This is a genomic window from Halomonas sp. 113, from assembly GCF_904067645.1.
In the GTDB taxonomy this organism is placed as follows: domain Bacteria; phylum Pseudomonadota; class Gammaproteobacteria; order Pseudomonadales; family Halomonadaceae; genus Vreelandella; species Vreelandella titanicae.
This window is the reverse complement of the sequence record NZ_LR881453.1, coordinates 3,490,812-3,509,774: the sequence shown is the minus strand read 5'-3', so window position 1 is coordinate 3,509,774 and position 18,963 is coordinate 3,490,812. Positions and strand designations below refer to the sequence as shown.

General features: G+C 54.0%; 21 protein-coding genes and 1 riboswitch. Of the genes, 14 read left to right on the top strand and 7 right to left on the bottom strand.

Going from position 1 to position 18,963, the window contains the following annotated elements:
* The first annotated feature begins 46 nt into the window (after positions 1-46).
* On the top strand, positions 47-1,546 hold the full coding sequence (locus YERSI8AC_RS16635) for a CoA-acylating methylmalonate-semialdehyde dehydrogenase (protein ID WP_009288214.1): 1,500 nt from the start codon (positions 47-49) through the stop codon (positions 1,544-1,546).
* An 88-nt stretch (positions 1,547-1,634) separates the two neighbouring features.
* Here YERSI8AC_RS16635 and YERSI8AC_RS16630 read toward each other — a convergent pair whose 3' ends face one another.
* A complete protein-coding gene (locus YERSI8AC_RS16630; protein ID WP_009288215.1) occupies positions 1,635-2,327 on the bottom strand; it encodes a hypothetical protein in 693 nt (230 codons plus the stop codon).
* Between the two features lie 178 nt (positions 2,328-2,505).
* Here YERSI8AC_RS16630 and YERSI8AC_RS16625 point away from each other — a divergent pair, with 178 nt between their 5' ends.
* From YERSI8AC_RS16625 to YERSI8AC_RS16600, 6 genes are all read left to right on the top strand, one after another.
* The gene (locus YERSI8AC_RS16625; protein ID WP_027960035.1) at positions 2,506-3,087 is read left to right on the top strand and encodes a peroxidase-related enzyme; all 582 of its coding nucleotides are present in this window, start codon (positions 2,506-2,508) and stop codon (positions 3,085-3,087) included.
* A 124-nt stretch (positions 3,088-3,211) separates the two neighbouring features.
* Positions 3,212-3,317: riboswitch (TPP riboswitch) on the top strand.
* Complete coding sequence (locus YERSI8AC_RS16620) at positions 3,307-4,719, top strand: sodium:solute symporter family transporter (RefSeq protein WP_159177105.1); 1,413 nt, start codon at positions 3,307-3,309, stop codon at positions 4,717-4,719. It overlaps the preceding riboswitch by 11 nt.
* Positions 4,691-5,659, top strand: a complete 969-nt coding sequence (gene corA, locus YERSI8AC_RS16615; protein ID WP_022522538.1) for a magnesium/cobalt transporter CorA — start codon at positions 4,691-4,693, stop codon at positions 5,657-5,659. Before YERSI8AC_RS16620 ends, corA begins: the two co-directional genes overlap by 29 nt.
* A 177-nt stretch (positions 5,660-5,836) precedes the next feature.
* Positions 5,837-6,415, top strand: a complete 579-nt coding sequence (locus YERSI8AC_RS16610) for an NnrU family protein (RefSeq protein WP_009288219.1) — start codon at positions 5,837-5,839, stop codon at positions 6,413-6,415.
* 45 nt (positions 6,416-6,460) lie between these two features.
* Positions 6,461-7,639 carry a zinc-binding dehydrogenase gene (locus YERSI8AC_RS16605; RefSeq protein ID WP_159177104.1) on the top strand — a complete coding sequence of 393 codons (1,179 nt, stop codon included), beginning with the start codon at positions 6,461-6,463 and terminating at the stop codon, positions 7,637-7,639.
* Positions 7,640-7,650: 11 nt separating this feature from the next.
* Entirely contained in the window at positions 7,651-8,715 is a 1,065-nt protein-coding gene (locus tag YERSI8AC_RS16600; protein ID WP_201304233.1) for a proline racemase family protein, read from the top strand.
* On the opposite strand, the gene YERSI8AC_RS16595 is transcribed toward YERSI8AC_RS16600, so the two are convergent.
* The 3 genes from YERSI8AC_RS16595 to YERSI8AC_RS16585 all read right to left on the bottom strand — a co-directional run bounded on the left by YERSI8AC_RS16595 (position 8,682) and on the right by YERSI8AC_RS16585 (position 10,457).
* Positions 8,682-8,912 (bottom strand): DUF1289 domain-containing protein, encoded by a 231-nt coding sequence (locus YERSI8AC_RS16595; RefSeq protein ID WP_159177103.1) that lies wholly within the window; start codon positions 8,910-8,912, stop codon positions 8,682-8,684. The two genes, YERSI8AC_RS16600 and YERSI8AC_RS16595, sit on opposite strands and share 34 nt — an antisense overlap.
* Positions 8,912-9,328 (bottom strand): alternative ribosome rescue aminoacyl-tRNA hydrolase ArfB, encoded by a 417-nt coding sequence (gene arfB, locus YERSI8AC_RS16590; protein WP_027960041.1) that lies wholly within the window; start codon positions 9,326-9,328, stop codon positions 8,912-8,914. Before arfB ends, YERSI8AC_RS16595 begins: the two co-directional genes overlap by 1 nt.
* Positions 9,329-9,509: 181 nt before the next feature.
* Positions 9,510-10,457, bottom strand: coding sequence for a D-2-hydroxyacid dehydrogenase family protein (locus tag YERSI8AC_RS16585; protein WP_159177102.1), 948 nt, complete (start codon positions 10,455-10,457; stop codon positions 9,510-9,512).
* A 122-nt stretch (positions 10,458-10,579) separates the two neighbouring features.
* On the opposite strand from YERSI8AC_RS16585, the gene YERSI8AC_RS16580 reads away from it, so the two are divergent.
* The 5 genes from YERSI8AC_RS16580 (at position 10,580) to YERSI8AC_RS16560 (ending at position 15,962) form a co-directional block, all read left to right on the top strand.
* The gene (locus YERSI8AC_RS16580; protein ID WP_022522543.1) at positions 10,580-11,194 is read left to right on the top strand and encodes a flavin reductase family protein; all 615 of its coding nucleotides are present in this window, start codon (positions 10,580-10,582) and stop codon (positions 11,192-11,194) included.
* 318 nt (positions 11,195-11,512) lie between these two features.
* Positions 11,513-12,634: an ABC transporter substrate-binding protein gene (locus YERSI8AC_RS16575; protein WP_236557326.1), complete on the top strand. Its 1,122-nt coding sequence runs from the start codon at positions 11,513-11,515 to the stop codon at positions 12,632-12,634.
* A 45-nt stretch (positions 12,635-12,679) separates the two neighbouring features.
* Positions 12,680-14,779, top strand: coding sequence for a methyl-accepting chemotaxis protein (locus YERSI8AC_RS16570; protein ID WP_009288225.1), 2,100 nt, complete (start codon positions 12,680-12,682; stop codon positions 14,777-14,779).
* 111 nt (positions 14,780-14,890) lie between these two features.
* On the top strand, positions 14,891-15,460 hold the full coding sequence (locus tag YERSI8AC_RS16565) for a DJ-1/PfpI family protein (RefSeq protein ID WP_022522546.1): 570 nt from the start codon (positions 14,891-14,893) through the stop codon (positions 15,458-15,460).
* Positions 15,461-15,599: 139 nt separating this feature from the next.
* Positions 15,600-15,962: a ribbon-helix-helix domain-containing protein gene (locus tag YERSI8AC_RS16560; protein WP_027960044.1), complete on the top strand. Its 363-nt coding sequence runs from the start codon at positions 15,600-15,602 to the stop codon at positions 15,960-15,962.
* A 29-nt stretch (positions 15,963-15,991) separates the two neighbouring features.
* Here the strand turns inward: YERSI8AC_RS16560 and YERSI8AC_RS16555 are convergent, their stop codons facing one another.
* On the bottom strand, positions 15,992-16,759 hold the full coding sequence (locus YERSI8AC_RS16555; RefSeq protein ID WP_159177100.1) for a DUF1499 domain-containing protein: 768 nt from the start codon (positions 16,757-16,759) through the stop codon (positions 15,992-15,994).
* A gap of 127 nt (positions 16,760-16,886) precedes the next feature.
* Here YERSI8AC_RS16555 and YERSI8AC_RS16550 point away from each other — a divergent pair, with 127 nt between their 5' ends.
* A complete protein-coding gene (locus YERSI8AC_RS16550) occupies positions 16,887-17,246 on the top strand; it encodes a hypothetical protein (RefSeq protein ID WP_035538246.1) in 360 nt (119 codons plus the stop codon).
* Here YERSI8AC_RS16550 and YERSI8AC_RS16545 read toward each other — a convergent pair.
* Together YERSI8AC_RS16545 and YERSI8AC_RS16540 are read right to left on the bottom strand one after the other, a co-directional pair.
* Complete coding sequence (locus YERSI8AC_RS16545) at positions 17,243-17,476, bottom strand: DUF3820 family protein (protein WP_022522550.1); 234 nt, start codon at positions 17,474-17,476, stop codon at positions 17,243-17,245. The two genes, YERSI8AC_RS16550 and YERSI8AC_RS16545, sit on opposite strands and share 4 nt — an antisense overlap.
* 32 nt (positions 17,477-17,508) lie before the next feature.
* Complete coding sequence (locus YERSI8AC_RS16540) at positions 17,509-18,393, bottom strand: LysR family transcriptional regulator (protein WP_027960047.1); 885 nt, start codon at positions 18,391-18,393, stop codon at positions 17,509-17,511.
* Between the two features lie 134 nt (positions 18,394-18,527).
* Here YERSI8AC_RS16540 and YERSI8AC_RS16535 point away from each other — a divergent pair, with 134 nt between their 5' ends.
* Positions 18,528-18,953 carry a VOC family protein gene (locus YERSI8AC_RS16535; protein ID WP_022522552.1) on the top strand — a complete coding sequence of 142 codons (426 nt, stop codon included), beginning with the start codon at positions 18,528-18,530 and terminating at the stop codon, positions 18,951-18,953.
* Positions 18,954-18,963 lie beyond the last annotated feature (10 nt).

The following is an 18,963-nucleotide window of genomic DNA, read 5'->3' as shown; positions in this document are numbered from 1 at the left end:
AATACTCGCACCCATAACAACCACAACCATAAATAGGAGCAACGCTATGTCCGTTCGCGAAATTCCCATGTATATCGATGGCCAGCCCGTGCAGTCACAGAGCCAGGAGTGGCGCGACGTGGTCAACCCCGCGACGCAAGAAGTAGTGGCTCGAGTGCCGTTCTGTACCGCTGACGAAGTAGAACGCGCTATCAGTAGTGCCAAAGAGGCGTTCAAGGAGTGGCGTAAAGTGCCGCTGGGGAAACGCATGCGCATCATGCTCAAGCTGCAGGCGCTGATTCGCGACAATACCGCTGAACTGGCGGCACTTATCACCGAGGAGCATGGTAAAACCCTGCCCGATGCGGAAGGCGAAGTGGGTCGTGGTCTGGAAGTGGTAGAGCACGCTTGTTCGATTACTTCGTTGCAGTTGGGTGAATTAGCCGAAAACGCTGCCAACGAGGTAGACGTTTACACCATGCACCAGCCGCTGGGGGTGGGGGCTGGGATTACCGCCTTTAACTTCCCGATTATGTTGCCCTGCTTTATGTTCCCGCTGGCGATTGCCACCGGAAATACCTTTGTGCTTAAGCCCTCCGAACAGGATCCCAGCTCCACCATGCGCTTAGTGGAGCTAGCCCATGAAGCGGGTATCCCAGCGGGCGTGCTCAACGTAGTGCACGGTGGCCCGGACGTGGCCAATCAAATTGCCGATCATCAGGATATCAAAGCGCTCTCGTTCATCGGCTCTACCCATGTGGGGTCGCTGCTGTATAACCGTGCAGCAGCGGCGGGCAAGCGCATGCAGGCGATGATGGGCGCCAAGAATCACTGTGTGGTTATGCCTGATGCTAACCGTAGTCAAGCGATCAACAACCTGCTGGGCTCAGCTTTTGGCGCTGCGGGCCAACGCTGCATGGCGAACTCGGTAGTGGTGCTTGTCGGCGAGGCACGCGAGTGGCTAAGCGATATAGTAGATGCGGCGCGAGCAATGAAAGTAGGCCCAGGCACTCAGCTTGATGCGGACTTGGGCCCGCTGGTGTCACCTGCTGCCCGTGATCGTGTACTACGTTTAATCGATGCAGGGGAGAAAGAGGGCGCCAAACTGATGGTTGATGGTCGCAAGGTTCAGGTAGAGGGTTACCCCAACGGTAACTTCGTGGGGCCGACCCTGTTTGCCGATGTAACCGCCGATATGACCATTTATCGCGAAGAGATTTTTGGCCCCGTGCTGTGTGTGGTCAGTGTTGAAACCCTGGATGAGGCGATTGCCTTTATCAATGCCAATCCCAACGGCAACGGTACCTCCATCTTTACTAACTCAGGCTGGGTAGCGCGCCGGTTTGAAACCGATATCGATGTTGGACAAATTGGTATTAACGTGCCAATCCCCGTACCGGTCGCTTACTTTAGTTTCACCGGGTCAAGGGCTTCAAAGCTGGGCGATTTAGGGCCCAATGGTAAGCAGGCGATTGCATTCTGGACACAAACAAAAACCGTAACGGCACGTTGGTTTGAACCCGAGAATGTTTCCAGCGGTATTAATAGCACGATTTCGCTGGGTTAAAAAAGTGGCGCTAACTGGCTCCGCTTAAGCGGGGCCAGTTGCTAACGAGGTCGGTTAACCGCTTGGCAGATCAAGCCAGGTGGCTGGCTTAAAAGTTGTCAAACAGCGGAAGGCTCTCTTCAAGCAGCTGTTCAATGGGGCCGAGCTGGCTTTCATGCAATACTAACAGCGACTCCTTACCCATAAAGTGTTCAGCAGGGGGGACGAGCAGAGCAAACTCACCCTCTTCAAGGTGAAACTCATGTATTTCGCGCATTCCCAGCGGAGTTACACACTGCGTGCAGCGGTAGGTGTCATCTTCGCCATAAATCAGCCGATGGTACATTTTAAACAGCGTATATAGTGCCAAACCACCCTCAAAGGCTGGCCAGCGCGCAGGGGTCTCGCGAATATCGTTGGTAAGGTCTTGCCCTTCGGCTTCGGCGTCTGCAATTGCATTGGCAAGCGGGGCGGCAAGAATGGCGCTGTTGTCGGCAGGTAACGGTGTGTTGTGCTTAGAAGCGTGTTCAAAATCTTGTACAGCGCGCTTAAAGTCAGGAACGCCATCAAGAGTATAGTCGACATGCTGGAGGTCTTCGGGCTCACAGCCGCCATTTTCCCAGCCATGAATGACGCGAAGTGTCATTTGACCCCGTGTCATTGGGCGGGCAAGCAGCATATGTAGCATTATACGAATGTGCAGCTGACGCTCATCGGTATCATTTTCAAATGCTCGGTAAGGGTCAGTAAACAGCTCGTTTAGACGACCGGGGGTATGTTCCTTGGCTTCGTTATGGCTCATGACAGTGTCCCTTTGAACGAACTGTTTATTAAGAGTAGCGCATGTTTTTTTGTCACAGAACGAATCTTCAGTATGGCGAGTAGGGCGGCTGAATAAAAGCCTCTTAATTCAGCTTTTTGTTACACAACCGCTAAGCCGTTTTTATGAGATGGCTAAACTTAACAAGAAAGAGGTGAGCATGTCTTCATCATTAAGTCGTTTTAACGTGCCTGAAACATTGGATGACCTGCCTGACGATATTCGCAATACCATTTTGACCGTTCAGGGTAAAGCGGGTTTTGTGCCCAATGTCTTTCTGATGTTGGCCCATCGCCCTGCTGAATTTCGTGCTTTTTTTGCCTATCACGATGCGTTGATGGAGCGCGAATCAGATACCCTCACCAAAGCCGAAAAAGAGATGATTGTAGTGGCTACCAGCGCACGTAATCGCTGCCTATATTGTGTGGTTGCTCACGGGGCACTGGTGCGCATTTACAGTAAAGACCCGCTACTCGCTGACCAAGTGGCGATCAACCATCGGGTGGCGCCGATTAGCGAGCGCCACCGGGTGATGCTCGATTTCGCCATGCACTGTGCCATCGATGTGGGTGAAATGACTGATGAATGGCTTGCCCGCCTGCTGGAAGTAGGCTTTAGTCAAGAGGATTGCTGGGATATAGGCGCGATCGCGGCGTTTTTTGGCTTGTCGAATCGGTTGGTTACCCTGGCAGGTACGCCACCCAATGAGGAGTTCTACCTGATGGGGCGAGTGCCTCGCTAAGAGGCGACCAGCGCACCTTAACTTTACTAAGCTATGATTTTGATTGAGAATAGTTCTTGAGACAGCGCTTCGAACAGTACCCAAAAACGTACTTAGAAAAAGCGCTTAGCAAAACACCTACATTCACTGTCGCCAGGGGAGCCCTGCATAAAAGGGCTGAGATGCGGCTACGCAGACCCTGGAACCTGATCCGGTTCGTACCGGCGGAGGAAGTGCGACATGCTTTACCTAACGTTAGCCGTGCTTGGTGCGGCGCTGTGCTGCTTTGCTTACTTAGGCCTCCGGGCTCGCTGGGTGAATGGCCCACTTGATGACTATGTCACCGCCCGTAACTCGCAAACGGCATCTACCCTGGGGCTCTCCTTCCTTGCCTCCGGCATGGGCGCATGGATTCTCTTTGCTCCTCCTGAAATCGGCGCCTTTGTTGGCCCGCTGGCCCTGGCAGGCTATGCATTAGGCTCTGCGCTGCCGTTTATCGTCTTGGGGCTGTATGGGCCGAAGATTCGCCGGGCGCTGCCCGAGGGGCGCAGCATCGCCGAGTTTGCCGAAGCGTGCTATGGCCCTGGTGTAAGGCGCTGGGTAACGCTGGTATCAATCGCCTATATGGCGTGCTTTTTAGCTGCCGAGCTAACCGCTATTGGCGCCATTACCGCGCTGCTTTCCGATGTGCCCCCCGCACTGGTGATTATTGGCGTGGCGCTTACCACGCTCATCTATACTGCGGCAGGTGGTCTACGGGCCAGCCTTGCCACTGACCGTTGGCAGGCGTGGTTGTTACTGGTACTGCTGTGTGTGGTCGGTGGCATGGCCCTATGGCGGCTTCCCACTATTCCCAACGAGGCTGCGCTTCCTGCCATTCCCATCACCAGTGCGCTCAGCGTAGCGTTAACGCTAGTGATCGCGGTTACCGCGGCCAATCTCTTCCATCAAGGCTATTGGCAGCGCGTGTGGGCCGCTCAAGACGATCAAAGCCTGGGGCGCGGGGCATGGTTAGGTGGCGCAATGACGGTAGTCGTCGTCATGGTGATTGGTGGTCTGGGTGTATTGGCCGCGATAAGTGGTGTGCCATTAGGCGAGCCGCCGATGCCATTTTTTGCCCTGTTAAGTGATGCTCCTGTTTGGCTGACGCTACCCGCCTTGGTATTAGCGGTGACCTTGGTGGCCTCCAGTGTTGATACGCTGCAAAATGGTATTGCCTCGTTGGTGGTCGCGCGCAGCGAGCAGCAGGGCGTATCACTGGTGGCTGCCCGCTGGGTGACAGTGGTAGTAATGGTACCGGTGGTATTAATTGCCTTGCAGGGGTTGTCAGTACTGCGTCTGTTTTTGATTGCCGACCTGCTGTGTGCTGCCATTGTGGTACCTGTGCTGTTGGGCCTGTGGCAACGAATGACGCCACTGGCCGCCATTGTAGGTGGCATCGCGGGGCTGCTGGGTGCCATTCTCCCAGGGTGGTTAAGCCAAGGAAGCTTGGTCGCCGGGATGGTGGCCGCCAGTTTTCCGGGCAGTGTCCCTACCTTGGGGCCATTCGTCGGGGCGTTAATCGCCTCAACGCTGGTGAGTGTGCTGTTAGCCTACTTAACGCTAGCTATTCGCAAGGACATCCATGATTCGAACTCTTCTGACTACCCCTGAAGGTGAGACCCACGAGGGGGATGAAAGCCTGTTGGCTGTCTGGCAGGCGACGCCTGGCAGCCATATCTGGATCGATATGCAGGGCGAGTCCCAACAAAGCGAGCGGGCGATTTTAGAGGCGTTTGAGTTTCACCCCATGGCGATTCAAGATGCCCACAAAGAGCGCCATCCGCCAAAAATTGAAGAGTTTGATAATCACACCTTGATTATTTATCGTGGCATCTCCTCCTTTGATGCCGAACTAAACTATCTGCCTCAACAGGTCTGTTTCTTTGTGGGGGAGCGATTTCTGGTCACCCTCCATCCCGGCCAAGCGCTCTCCATAGAACGGCTATTCAACGAGCACGGTAAAGCCTTGCTGGCCCATTCGCCGGAACATGTCGCGCTGCGGGTGATGTATATTTCTGCGGGCTTTTATATCGATAGCCTGCTTGAGTTCGAAACGGCGTTAAGCGATCTGGAAGACGAACTGCTGGAAAATGGTAATGATGTGCTAATGCGCAAGATCATCACTTACCGTTCCCGGCTGGTTAAAATGCGCCGCATCTTTAGCTACCACCAGGGGATTACCCAAGAACTCACCGCTTATGACTATGAGCATTTACCGCGGGAAGAGAGCGAAACCCTGCACGCCATCAACGATGTAGCGGATCGCTTCGAACGCCTCTACACATTGACCCAAATGTACTACGACATTTGCGGTGACCTAATCGATGGCTATATCTCTATTTCCTCCCACCAGCTAAATATCACCATGCGGGTGCTCACGGTGATTACCGCGATTTTTGTGCCGCTCACGTTTATTGCCGGGATTTACGGTATGAACTTCGAAAATATGCCCGAGCTGCGTTATCAGTATGGCTACTTTTTTGTCTGGGGAGCCATGTTGGGTATTGCGGGTGTCATGATTTGGCTATTTAAGCGCAAGCATTGGTTTTAAGGACAGGTTTTAAGGACAGGTTTTAAGGACGGGGTTTAGTCTCCCCATAGAACGACTCCAGGAAACAAAAAGTTGACCCATGCATAGGTGGTCGGTGGCTGAGTGTGGCATCCTCTCCAGCGACCAAGACTATAAGGCATAAAGCCGTCGACTAGCGTTTTCACTGGGAGTTGTTCCATGACGATTATGATTATCGGGCTGCTGATTTTTTTAGGCAGCCACTCTGTACGTATCTTTGCTGAAAACTGGCGTCAGCAGCAGATTGCGAAACATGGCGAAACCACTTGGAAAGTCGCCTATTCGGCGGTATCCATCGTTGGCCTGGCCATTGCTATATACGGTTTTGGCCAGATGCGCCTTGATCCCATCTATATCTGGTACCCGCCAATGGGAATGCGCCATGCGGTGGCGCTGCTGATGGTGCCGGCCTTTATTATGCTGGTGGCGGCATACATTCCGCATAACGCGATTAAGGCCAAACTTGGCCATCCGATGATGCTGGCGGTGAAAGTCTGGGCTTTTGCTCACCTGCTGGCCAACGGTCGCTTGGGTGATATTATCTTTTTTGCTGCCTTTCTTATCTGGGCTATCCTGGCGTTCAAAGCCGCCAAAAAACGTGGCCGTCTTGCACCGCCCGCGCCCGTCAGCACCCATAAAATGGCCACCATTGTTACCGTACTCGTCGGCTTGGTAGCGTATGTGGTGTTTGCCTTTTACTTGCACACAGTACTGATTGGCGTCCCTGTTTTTAGCTAATCTATTTTTAGCAGTTTGACGTTAGCCCAACCTAGGAGTCACTCCATGGCCGAGACAACACACACGGTGCCCACCACAATGGCTGCTATGCTTTTGATCGGACATGGCGGTATCGAAAAGCTGGAATACCATCAGGATGTCGCCACGCCGCAGCCCAAGGCGGGCGAAGTGCTGGTGCAGGTGACCGCCACGGCGAAGAACAACACTGATCGCAAAGCGCGTGAAGGGCTGTACCCTACCAAGGACAAAGGCGATGTCACGTCCTTTGCCATGGGAGGTACGCCAACCTTAACTTTCCCGCGTATTCAAGGCGCCGACGTCGCTGGCCGCATAGTGGCGGTGGGAGAGGGCGTTGACGCTGAGCGCATTGGTCAGCGAGGTTTGCTGGATTTTAATATTTACGCCGATGAACGCCGTGATATTAATCTAACCCCGGATTACTATGGCCATGGAGCCGACGGCGGCTTTGCTGAGTATATCGCTGTGCCTGCTGATCAGTTTTATCACGTGCCCAACCCCGAGCTTCACGACGCTGAATTGGCCTCAATGGGCATGTGCTCTTATCAAACGGCTTACCACATGATGACTGCCGCCAAGGTGAGTGCTGGCGAGCGTGTGCTGGTCAGTGGTGCTAGTGGCGGTGTGGGCACCGCGCTCATTCAGCTCTGCCGTATTGTGGGAGCGGTTCCGTATGCCGTTAGCCAGTTAGATAAAGCCGAGGCGCTCAAAGCACTAGGCGCAGAAGCGGTCATTGATCGTGGCGACCTACCGACGTTTGTTGACCGGGTGCTGGAAACCACTGGCGGCAAACCAATCGATGCGGTGATGGACTTAGTCGGCGGTGAGATGACCAACCTGTTTATTGACACCATGATTGTCGATATGCAGGGGCGTAAGAGCTACCCCCGTCTCTCCATTGCTGGTGCCAGCGGTGGCAACCTTAGCGAAATGATGTGGACCCGCGTGTACCTTTACCAAGTACAGATATTTGGCGTTTCCCATGGCACCCGCGAAGAGGCCGAACAGCTGGTGGCGTGGATTCGCAGTGGGGAATTAAAGCCGGTACTTCACGCCGCTTTTAAGCTTTCTGACCTGCATGCCGCCGAGCGCTATTTTGTTAACCGGGGCAGCAATTATCTGGGCAAAATTGTGCTTGTTCCTGATGCTCAGTGGGCATCTCACGGTGCGCCGTTCGCCCTTGAAAATCCTTCTTCTGCCGTTTAGGAGCGCCGCTAGTGCATAACCTTCATACCATCCAGCTAATGGACACTCATGCCGGTGGTGACGTTAGCCGTATCGTCACAGGGGGGATTGATATTCTGCCTGGCGCCACCGTTCGCGAGCAGATGGAGTACCTGCGTGATGACGCCGACGGTTTGCGCCGCCTGCTGCTCGAAGAGCCCTACGGCATTCCGGAAATGTCGGTCGACTTGTTGGTGCCGGCCACTCACCCTGAGGCGGTGGCGGGTTACATCATTATGGAAGTGATGGGGTACCCTATTTACTCTGGCTCCAACACGCTGTGTACCGCCACGGCCGTGCTGGAGAGCGGCATTGTGCCCAAGCAGGAAGGCATACAGCGCTTTAAGCTTGAAGCGCCGGCGGGGCTAGTGCAAATCGAAGCGAAGGTACATAACGGTGTGGTGGAGTCGGTTACTTGTGGCGGCCTTCCCAGCTATATCGATACCTATCGCGATACGATTCAAGTGCCGGGGATTGGCGAAGTCACCTATTCGATCGCCTATAGCGGTGGCTTTTACGCCTTGGTCGATGCAACCGAGCTGGGCTTTAAGTTGGTGCGTGATGAGGAGCGCGCACTTTCAGAGTGTGCCTACAAAATTGTTGAGGCAATAAAAGCGCAGCGGGGCTTTTCTCACTACACTCTGGGCGATGTGGGGCCTCTGCCATTTTTGCACTTTATGGGGCCTGAAGAGGAGATAGGGGAGGGGTATACACGTTCACGGTCAACGACCTACGTTCATCCAGGCGTTATTTGCCGCAGCACAACGGGCACCGGCACCTCGGCACGTCTAGCGCTAATGAACTACGAAGGGCGTTTGAATGTAGGTGATAAGCTAGAGACGGTGTCACTGCGTGAGACGGGGTTTATCGGCACCTTCATTGGCACCCATCAGGAAGGGGCTTACCAGGTAGTGGAAAATACCATTACTGGCCGCAGCTATGTATTGGCCCACTCGGATATTGTGATTAACTGTGATGACCCGATGGTCGCGTGTGGCGAGCTACACCATATCTTGCGCGACCGTCACTCGCCGGAAGCCCTGCCTTTAGAAACATAGCCGTTAGAAACATAGCCTTCGGCTATTAAGCGTTCCCATACCGGGGTCTTTTCGGCCTCGGTCATGCTGCCCCAAACCGCAATTTCATCCAGCGTGCGACCACACCCTTCGCACACCGATGTTGTTGGTTCAATCTGACAGATTTGTATGCAGGGCGAAAGGGGGCGCTGAGCAGGAGGTGCGGCGTCTTTAGTCATTAAGATGCCGAGACCTTACCGCGCAGCGATTTAATTTTGCCCTTACGGGTTTTGTGATCGACGCGGCGTCGCTGTGAACCTTTGGTGGGCTTAGTGGCACGGCGTGCTTTTTGCTGCTTGGTGGCACTCTGTATCAGTTCTTTTAAGCGTGCCAACGCATCCTCTTTATTCAGCTCAAGCTTACGATGGCTCTGGGCTTTAATAATCACCACGCCCTCTTTACTGATGCGCTGATCGGACAGCGCCATTAAGCGCTCTTTGTACAGCGGTGGCAGTGTTGAGCTAAGAATATCGAAGCGCAGATGTACCGCTGAAGCGACTTTATTGACGTTCTGGCCGCCCGCGCCTTGGGCGCGAATCTGGCTAATATCAATCTCCCAATCAGCCAGGGTAACATTGCTAGAAATGGTGAGCATTAATGGCCCCTGTGTTACTCGTGAACCCATAAGGCTAGCACAATTGACACACCTGAGACGAAGGAGGGCTTTCAGCACTTGTGGGAGAGAGTTTCAGCTCGCGAATGTGTGGGCTACCAGCCTGATGAGACTATGGGGCGCTTGCAGCCCTGATGTTTAGCCCACGTTTTAGCGCGCCCGGTTAGCCAGCTAGATTGTTGACTGGCTGACCATTAATGTAGGCCAGCAGGTTACTAAACGCATCGCCAAAGTAGAGCTCGTAGCTATCCTTTTCCACATAGCCAAGGTGTGGTGTGGCGACCAGATTGGACAGTCCCAGCAGTGAGTTTTCGAATACAGGTTCTGCATCGAATACGTCTACCGCAGCTTGACCGGGTCGCCCGGCTTTTAGTGCTCTTTCCAGCGCCCCAGGTGCCACTAGCTGAGAACGGCTGGTATTCACCAACAGAGATGTGGGCTTCATCTGGTCGAGGGTTTCAGCGTTGACGATACCGCGAGTATCGTCGTTTAACCGAAGGTGTAGGCTGAGTACATCCGCACGCTGGAACAAATCGGCCTGATTTTTGGCTACCTCTAGTCCAGCATCTGAAGCGCGCTGGCGGGTACCTTCTCTTCCCCACACCAAAACGTTCATTTCAAATGCCTGGCCATAGCGCGCGACTAAGCTGCCGATTTTGCCATAGCCAAAAATGCCTAGGGTGCGGCCTTTAAGGCCCGTGCCTAAGGTACGCTGCCAACGGCCCGCTTTCAGGTTCTCGACCTCTGCGGGTATATGGCGCATCGCGGCAAGCACCAAGCCCCAGGTTAGTTCTGCCGCAGCATAGGGCGAGCCAGTTCCCGTCATGACAGTGATGCCATGACGGCGGCAAGCCTCCATATCCACGTGCGCTGCACCGCCACCCGTTTGGCTAATGACTTTCAGGTTGGGCAAGCGTTCAAGCAGGGCGGCCGTGATAGGCGTGCGTTCACGGATGAGTACCAACGCCTCGGCATCCTGAAAGCGCGCGCTCAATGCATCCAGGTCAGTAAGCGTATCGTGATAAACCGTTACCTCTTGGCCTTCTAGCTGCTTGAAAGCGTCTAAACTGCGCACACAGTCCTGATAATCATCAGCAATGACAATTTTCATTGAATCGGTTCCTTGTTGGGCAGCATATGTTTGTAAAACGCGTCTATGCTGGCAATGCTGTTGTAAAGTGATAGCTGTTATAGGTTGATAATACGCCTAAACCCATTACTCAGGAGTCAAAAATGAGCGACTACCTATTGGATGATTCCCCACTAAGCCCAGGGGTTATTTATCGGTTGCTGTCGGGCACTGTTTGCCCCCGGCCTATTGCCTGGGTGTCTACCCAGAATAAGCAAGGAAATACCAATTTGGCGCCATTTTCCTTTTTTAACGTGGTCAGCGTGAATCCACCGGTGCTGGCGTTTTCTCCACTGCTGAATGGTAGCGGCGAACTTAAAGATACCGTGCGCAATTTAAAAGAAGTACCTGAATGTGTCGTACATGTGGGTAGTGAAGGGTTGATAGAAGCGCTCAATACCACTAGCGCCAGCTTGCCGCCAGGAGAGGATGAGTTTGCGCTGGCCGACCTTGAAAAAGCTGAGATGCCTGGGGTCAGCGTGCCACGCATTGCCAACGCTCCCGTGGCGTTTGGTTGCAAACTATTCGATATGATTAGCTTTGGTGACCAGCCGCTAGCAGGTACTTTGGTGCTGGCTCAGGTTGTCTCCATCCATATTGACGATTCGCTGTGGGATGGTCGCCATGTCGATATGGATCGACTCAAACCTGTTGGTCGGCTTGCAGGCAGTGATTACATCCGTATCAGTGACCGTTTCGCCATCGAAAGACCTGCTTAAAAGCATAATTTTGCGCTAATGGCGGGTGTGATATCAACTGTTACAATCTAAGTAATATTTGTTACTTAGCAACCGACGATAATTAATCTTTAGTCGTATATCCTCCCGCCGATAGAGATAAGAACTGGTTGGTGATTTCGAACGCGTGCGGTGTTAACCATTGCACGTATTCGATATTGCCATTTATGTAGTGGGGAAGTGATCTAGCCAGCAAGGAGCAGATCAATGCAACGATTGGGAATCGGGTTGTTAATAAAAGCCTTGTCACAAAAGGTCTTATTAAGAAAATACTTATTGAATATAGCATTAGCAGTGGGAATGTTTGTTCCACTTCTTGCGCAGGCAGAACTGAGTTTCGGTATTGTTGCTCCTTCCAGCGGTGGGGCCGCACCGCTAGGATTGGGTATGCAAAAAGGTATCGAGACCTACTTTGCCGAAGTCAACGAGGCAGGCGGGGTTAATGGTGAAACCCTGGCGTTAATTGCCCGGGATGATCAGTACAAACCGCTGCAGGCCGCCAGTAATACCCGACAGTTGATTCAAGAGGATGAAGTGCTCGCGGCGATCGGAAATGTCGGCACTCCGACGGCCACCGTTACTATTCCCATCTTTAACGAATATGAAACGCTGCTGTATGGCGCTTTTACTGGCGCGGGTGTGCTGCGCAAGACGCCGCCTGACCGCTACGTGATTAACTACCGGGCAAGCTATGTACAAGAAACCGCCGCCATGGTGGACGGGCTGTTGGAGGCAGGTGTTTTGCCCGAGGAGATCGCCTTCTTTACGCAGAACGATAGCTTTGGCGATGCAGGATACAATGGCGCCACCCAGGCATTAACTGCCCATGGCGTCGACAATATCGCGGCACTGGCTCATGGCCGCTTTACTCGCGGTACACGTAATATTCACCAGGGCTTAGCGACCATTCTGGAAGCGCCGGTAACACCACGCGCCGTTATCATCGTCGGTACTTACGGCCCTGCAGCGGACTTCATTCGCGAAGCGAAAAATGACCTACCTGATACGCTATTTCTGAACGTTTCTTTTGTGGGCAGCCAAGCACTTATGGATGAACTTGGCGATCTGGCGGAAGGTGTCATTATTACCCAAGTCGTCCCCCCGCTAAATGCCGACCTGCCCGCCGTTGAGGCCTACCGCAAAGCGTTGGAAACCCATGCCCGTGGTAGTGAACCTGACTTTATTTCCCTGGAAGGTTATTTGGCGGCAAAACTCTTTGTTGAGGGCGTAAGAGCGGCCGGTGCTAACCCTGACCGTGAGGCGATTGTGGATGGTCTGCTTGGGTTGGGCTCGGTTGATATTGGTTTGGAAGAGCCGTTGAGCTTGGGGCCAAATGACCATCAAGCCAGTGATGCGGTATGGCCAACCATTATTAAAAACGGCCGTTTCGAGTCGGTGGAATGGGCAAGCCTGTTGCCCTAAAGCTTACGTTACCTGTCTGTCCCCTGACACAAGTGAAAACAGATAATGAAAAAAACCTTAAGTATTCGAGCGATGTTGATCAGCCTGTTCTTAGCCGCAGTGCTAGGCGCTGTGGTGCTGGCGGCAACCGGTTGGACGACCAACCAACGGCTAATCGACTCACAGCGTTATATTACCAATGAAGTATTGCCGCTTCAGGATGCCAGCATGGGCATGGTGCTTACCATGGGGGCATTTGGTCAACGCCATGCGGATTTGCTTGCCGCAGAAAGCGTGACTGATCTAGATGAGACCACCTCTCAAGCGGCACTGGATGAGCGTTTTAATGATGCACGGCAAGGCCTCCATGGGGTTGATCAAGCGCAAGGGTTGAGTGAGCTGGATAGCCACTATCAAGCATTGCTGGAAGGAGATACGGCGCTGGAAGCCGTACGCCGCGAAGAGCTGAGCCTACAAACCCAGATGGCTGAGCGCATCAGTGCAATGCAAGCGCTTATTTCTCAAGTAATACTAAGTGCCGAAGATATTGCCGGGCGGACGGCGCTAGCACAGGTTCGCAGTGACCGTGAACAGCGCGAGTTAGTGGAAGCCTGGCGCGAAGATGGCATGACCACGTTACCGACCCAATTGCTCGACAATATGTTTACCGCGCAAGCGGACATCGGACGCCTGAGCGGCAATGCGCGCATGGCATTAGCGCAGCTGTCAGATCTTGGCCGCCAGATGATGCAAACGACTAGCGTCGATGCGCTGGTCAATTTGCGTCACAATGAAATTGCCCAGCAGGTGGGTCTAGCTCGCCAATCACTGGCGGCGATCGCCGACGCGCCTAGCACCGAAGTAGACCAGCGCGCGCAAATCAGTGATCTAGACGATGTCATCGTAGAGCTGGATGGGTTGATGGTATCCGATGACAACGCTGTCTATGAGCTGCGTTTACAGCAGTTAGAGTTAAACGCCCAGGTGCAAGCGGCGCTCACTAATGTTGCCCAAGCCATGGCGCAGATGCGCACGGCGCTGAGCGACGTGGAGGCATTTACCGTGGCTCAGGCGGACAGCGCCGCGACCCAGGCCGAAGCATTAGCCAACGCCGGGCGTTCACTGCTGATTATGGTTACTCTGGCGGTCATCGCGCTGCTTGCCATCTTTGGCTGGCGTACCATGGTGCGTGTATTGGGCCCGCTAGTGGCGATGCGCCAGCAAATGGAAAACATCAGCGGAGCCGCAGGGGAAAACGCTGACCTTTCTAAGCGACTAGAGCTTAAGCGCAATGATGAAGTGGGCCAAACTGCCCAAGCGTTTAACAACATGATGAATACTTTTGAAGGCATGGTGGCACAAATTCGTGAAAGTGCCGAAGCCATCGCGGCCAGCAGCCGCCAAATTGCCGCCGGTAATGAAAACCTCTCCCAGCGTACTGACCAGCAGGCAGCATCGTTGGCGGAAACGGCTTCAAGCCTCGAACAGATCACGGCCACGGTGAAACAGACCGCTGATTACGCTGACCAAGCCAAAGACGCTAGCGGTAATGTTGATCAGCGCGCCCGTGCCGCTGGTGAGGTATCAACGCGCACCACGGCGGCAATGGGTGATATCCGCGAGGCGAGCGAAAAGATTACCTCGATCATCAAAGCCATTGACGATATCGCTTTTCAAACCAACTTGCTGGCGCTCAACGCTTCTGTTGAAGCGGCGCGAGCGGGTGAGCAGGGCCGTGGGTTTGCCGTAGTGGCCCAAGAAGTGCGCAAATTAGCGGGACGTAGCGCCGATGAAGCGGCCCAAATTCGTCATTTGGTAGACGACAGTGTCGCCAAGGTAAGCGAGGGTGAGCAACTGGTAAACGCCTCAAGCAAACACCTGCAGGAAATCATTGATAGCCTGGGAGAGGTGACGCGCTATGTTACCGAGATTGCTGGGGCGACCCATGAGCAATCTGCTGGTATTGATCAGATCAACCAGGCAATTTCGCAGCTGGATCAGGTGACACACCAGAACGCCCGCTTGGTGCAAGAAGCGACGACTGCCAGCCATACGCTGGATGATCGTGCCGGTGATATGCATTCACTGGTAGGGCGCTTTCGGGTCGGCGACGCGGCAGGGCAACGGCATCTAGCGCTTCCGCAGCAGGAGAAAGTGACTCAGTAGTAAGCAATTACTACCTATTGTCGGAAAGCGCTTGCTAGTCTCATCTAACACGCCCTGCGTGTGCTCAAACACTCGATCAATAACCATAAGATAACCAAGAGGAGCACTGAGATGAGCAGCAAGCGCATTTTAATGATCACCGGCGATTTCACTGAAGATTATGAAACCATGGTGCCATTTCAGGCACTTATGGCAGTCGGCCATCGTGTCGATGCAGTTTGCCCCGGGAAAGCCTCGGGCGATACTGTGGCGACGGCGATTCATGACTTCGAAGGCGATCAAACCTATTCCGAAAAGCCCGGCCACCGTTTTGCCCTGAATGCCGATTTTGCCAGCATTAATCCCGCCGATTACGATGCCTTGGTAGTGCCTGGTGGACGTGCACCTGAATATCTTCGTTTGAACAAAGAGGTGCTAACCATGGTTCAGCACTTTTTTGAGACCAATAAACCCGTGGCGGCGATTTGCCACGGCGCTCAGCTATTAGCCGCTGCAAAAGTACTGGAAGGGAAGCAGTGCTCCGCTTACCCGGCCTGCCAGCCGGAAGTAGAGCTTGCGGGTGGCCACTTTGCCAACCTGGAAGTGACCGATGCGGTAACCGATGGCAACCTGGTCACCGCCCCCGCATGGCCTGCCCACCCAGCCTGGCTGGCGCAGTTTATGGCGCTACTGAATAAGTGAGCTTGGCCCACTAACCTAACGAAATTTGCGCCCAGCACCCGCTGGGCGCTCTTGTTTGCTGTGCCAATAATTGCCGCTATGCTCTAATCAGAGGATTCCTGATAATGCGTGTGGTTACGAACACCCCGAGAGACAGCCTATGTGTAAACTGTTTATTCAAGCCGACCCAGAGCTGTGGCGCAGTGCGACACACTCGCTGCGTATCGATGGCATGGTTACCAGCGTGCGAATGGAAAATTACTTCTGGCACATTCTCGAAGAGATTGCCCAGCGTGATGGAATGAACACGGCCCAAATGATTACTCGGCTTTATCATGAATCTATCGATGCCGGGCACGATTTGGGTAACTTTACCTCGTTTTTACGCGTTTGCGCTCTGCGTTATCAGGCGCTTCAATTGACGGGTGATATTCCTACCCAGCATCAAGTGCCTATCGCCACCCTGGATGCTGAGCAAATTTTAGCTCGCGAGGGCGGCAATAGACGTGATCCATTGCATTGACGGGAGTGAGTAAGGCGTTATTGAAGCGGTCACTCAAGTCGCGCTTCCAGCGCCGTTAAAAATTTTTCAATACGCGCTGCGTTGGTGCCCACGTCGCTGGCACCCAGACGTGATGCCGAGCGCATATCCACCTGTACTCCGTTCTCAAGCTCGGTTAGGCGAATGACCACATCATCCTCAAAGCCAAACCAGCGCGTGGTCGCGGTGGCTTCTATGTGGTTGTCGGTAATTCGTGCGATCCGCCAGCCAGCCTCTTCGGCCTCAGCTTGTGCGGCAGCGAGTACCATTTGTGGGGCCTCGTCCAAGACCAGCGGCTTGATATAAGGGTAGGCTGCTTGCTGCTGCTGAGCGGTGGCATCGCCCGGGTAGTCAACCGCGTTAGGCGCCGCTTCTCGTGCGTCAGCTAACGCTTCAAAGACAGGAGGGTTCTGCGTATCGGTGGTGATGTCGTGAATCGCGGGCACTTGTTGAGCGCGTTGCCAATGCTGCCAGGGTACGTAAAGCAGTACAGCAGCGGCGACGATAACCAGCGTGGCTATTAAGGCGGGCCTAGAGCGACGAGCCAGCAGACTAAACAGTAGCGTGACAATACTGACCGCGACTGCTCCTCCAGCGGCATAAACGCCGTTACGGAGTAAGTTGAACGCCTCGCCTAGGCTGATAAATTCGCCCCGATAAGCAGGCCCGGAACCCGCCATCATTAGGGCCGCCACCGCTAGCAGCAAAATGGCTAAGCCAGCCAGCACGTTTGGCCAACGGCCTCCACGAGGGCGTACCGTTGTTAGTCGCGTTACCATGTTCTCTCCTTATCACAGCGTATTTCGCTATTCTTAGCATGGATGCTTCTTAACACAGAGACTTCTTAGCACAAACACTGGGTCAATGGGCAATGTGAACGTGTTAAACCCTGACGATAGGATATATATGACCGATAACGTAGCCGCTCTTCGCCAGCTATTGCTCAGCGCACCACGTGACGCCCTGCCAATGACATATCAGCAGGTGGCTAGCGCGCTAGCGCTCACACCGCCGCGGACTATCGCTCAAGTCACTCAGGCGTTAGAGCAGTTAATGCGCGAAGATGCCGCACAGCAGAAGCCTTTCATCGCAGCACTGGTGGTCAGCCGGCGAGGCGGTGGTTTACCTGCGGCTGGCTTTTTTGAACTAGCCGTCACCTTAGGCCGCTTTCCTGCGGATACCGCACAGCACGAGGCCGCTTATCGCGCTGAGTTTCAGGGTGCCCTTGACGAGCGTGAGAACGCAGATAAAAACGCTCAGCCTTAAGTTTCGCCACGCTGGCTAGGCGTTTTTCGCAGTGGGTCAAGCAACGGGCCAAGCCCATTATGATCAATTTCGTGCATCAGATGCAGCAGTTGGCCAATTTCCCCGGAGGGAAACCCCTCCCGAGCGAACCAGTTTAAATAAGGGCCGGGAAGGTCAGCGATAAGCCGACCCTCATACTTGCCAAAGGGCATGGTACGCGTCACTAGCTTTTCCAGATCCTCTGGTTTCATGCATTTACTCCTTTGATATGTAACGAAACGTTTTAGGCGCCATTATCAGGCCGCTGGGCGATTTCGCCAATCAGTTGGGCCAGCGCCCGGGCGGGTTCGCTCAAATGGCCGCTACTGGGGTGAATTAGCCCGACATCACGGTGAAAGGTGCGTTCACCTAAATCAATCGCACGCACTTCCGCTGGCCAGCGTTGCTGCGCAATCGCTTGGGGCACCAGAGCAACGCCTACCCCTTTGGCGACCAGTTTAACGATGGCCTCCAGTTCATCCACTTCGCATACTTCACGTACATTGCAGTGATTGTCGCGTAGAAAGCGTTCGACCTGCCGTCCCCCAAAGGAAGCACGGTCGTAGCGGACAAACGGCTGGCGGGCGATCAGCTCCTGCCAGTGATCGCCCTCAATATGGCGCGGCACGATTAAACGAAATGGCTCGTGGGCAAGGGGCGTCCAGCGTAAATCGCTGTGCAGTGAAAAGGGCGGGCGAATAATCACCGCCATATCCAGTTCCCCAGCGTCGACTTGATTCACCAGCTCCATGGAGAGCCCAGGCACCACGCGGGTGCGGCATTCGCTATAGGCGTGATGAAAGCGCGCCAGCGCATCGGGCAGTAGCGAGCGCTGTATGGACGCGATGGCCCCAATGTTGACCCGTTGAGTGGTGGCTTGGCCTGCAGTCGTCGCACCCAGCGTGCTGTAGAGGGTGAGCAGTGCATGAGCTTGCTTTAACGTTTCCTGCCCACGCTGCGTCAAGATGGCGGCACGCCCTTTACGCTCAAACAGTGGGATACCCAACTCTTCCTCGAGGCGTTTCATTTGTGCGCTTACCGCCGCTTGAGTCAGGCCAATTTTATTGCCCGCTGCGGCAAAGGTGCCTTCCTGTGCTACCGCAATCAGCGTTTTTAGCTCACGGATCATTGATCAATCCTTTTTGTGAATCAGCTAAATAGTTATTGATTTTATTTTCCCATGAGCGGCCCTAGGATTAATACAGCGGGGCTGCATAAAGTGCCCGCTAACCCTCATAAAACCCAATAATGTGGAGAATGACCATGAGCCTTTCACCCTTCCATCTGGCGATTCCCGTTTACGATGTGGCGCTGGCGCGAGCGTTTTATAATGATGTGTTTGGCCTGGAAGAGGGGCGTTCCAGCGAGCAGTGGGTCGACTTTAATTTCTTTGGCCACCAACTGGTCATTCATGAGCAGCCCAAAACGCCGGGGCAAGAGAGCGCCCACACTAATCCGGTAGATGGGCACAACGTCCCGGTGCCGCACTTTGGCGTAATATTAGCGTGGGACGAGTGGGAAGCCCTGGCCGAGCGCTTGAAATCGCGCGATACGCAGTTTGTGATCGAGCCGTATATTCGCTTTAAAGGCGAAGTAGGTGAGCAGGCCACCATGTTTCTGCTCGACCCCTGCGGAAATGCCCTGGAGTTCAAGGCGTTTAAAGATATGAGTCAGGTGTTTGCTAAATAAGCCCTGCATT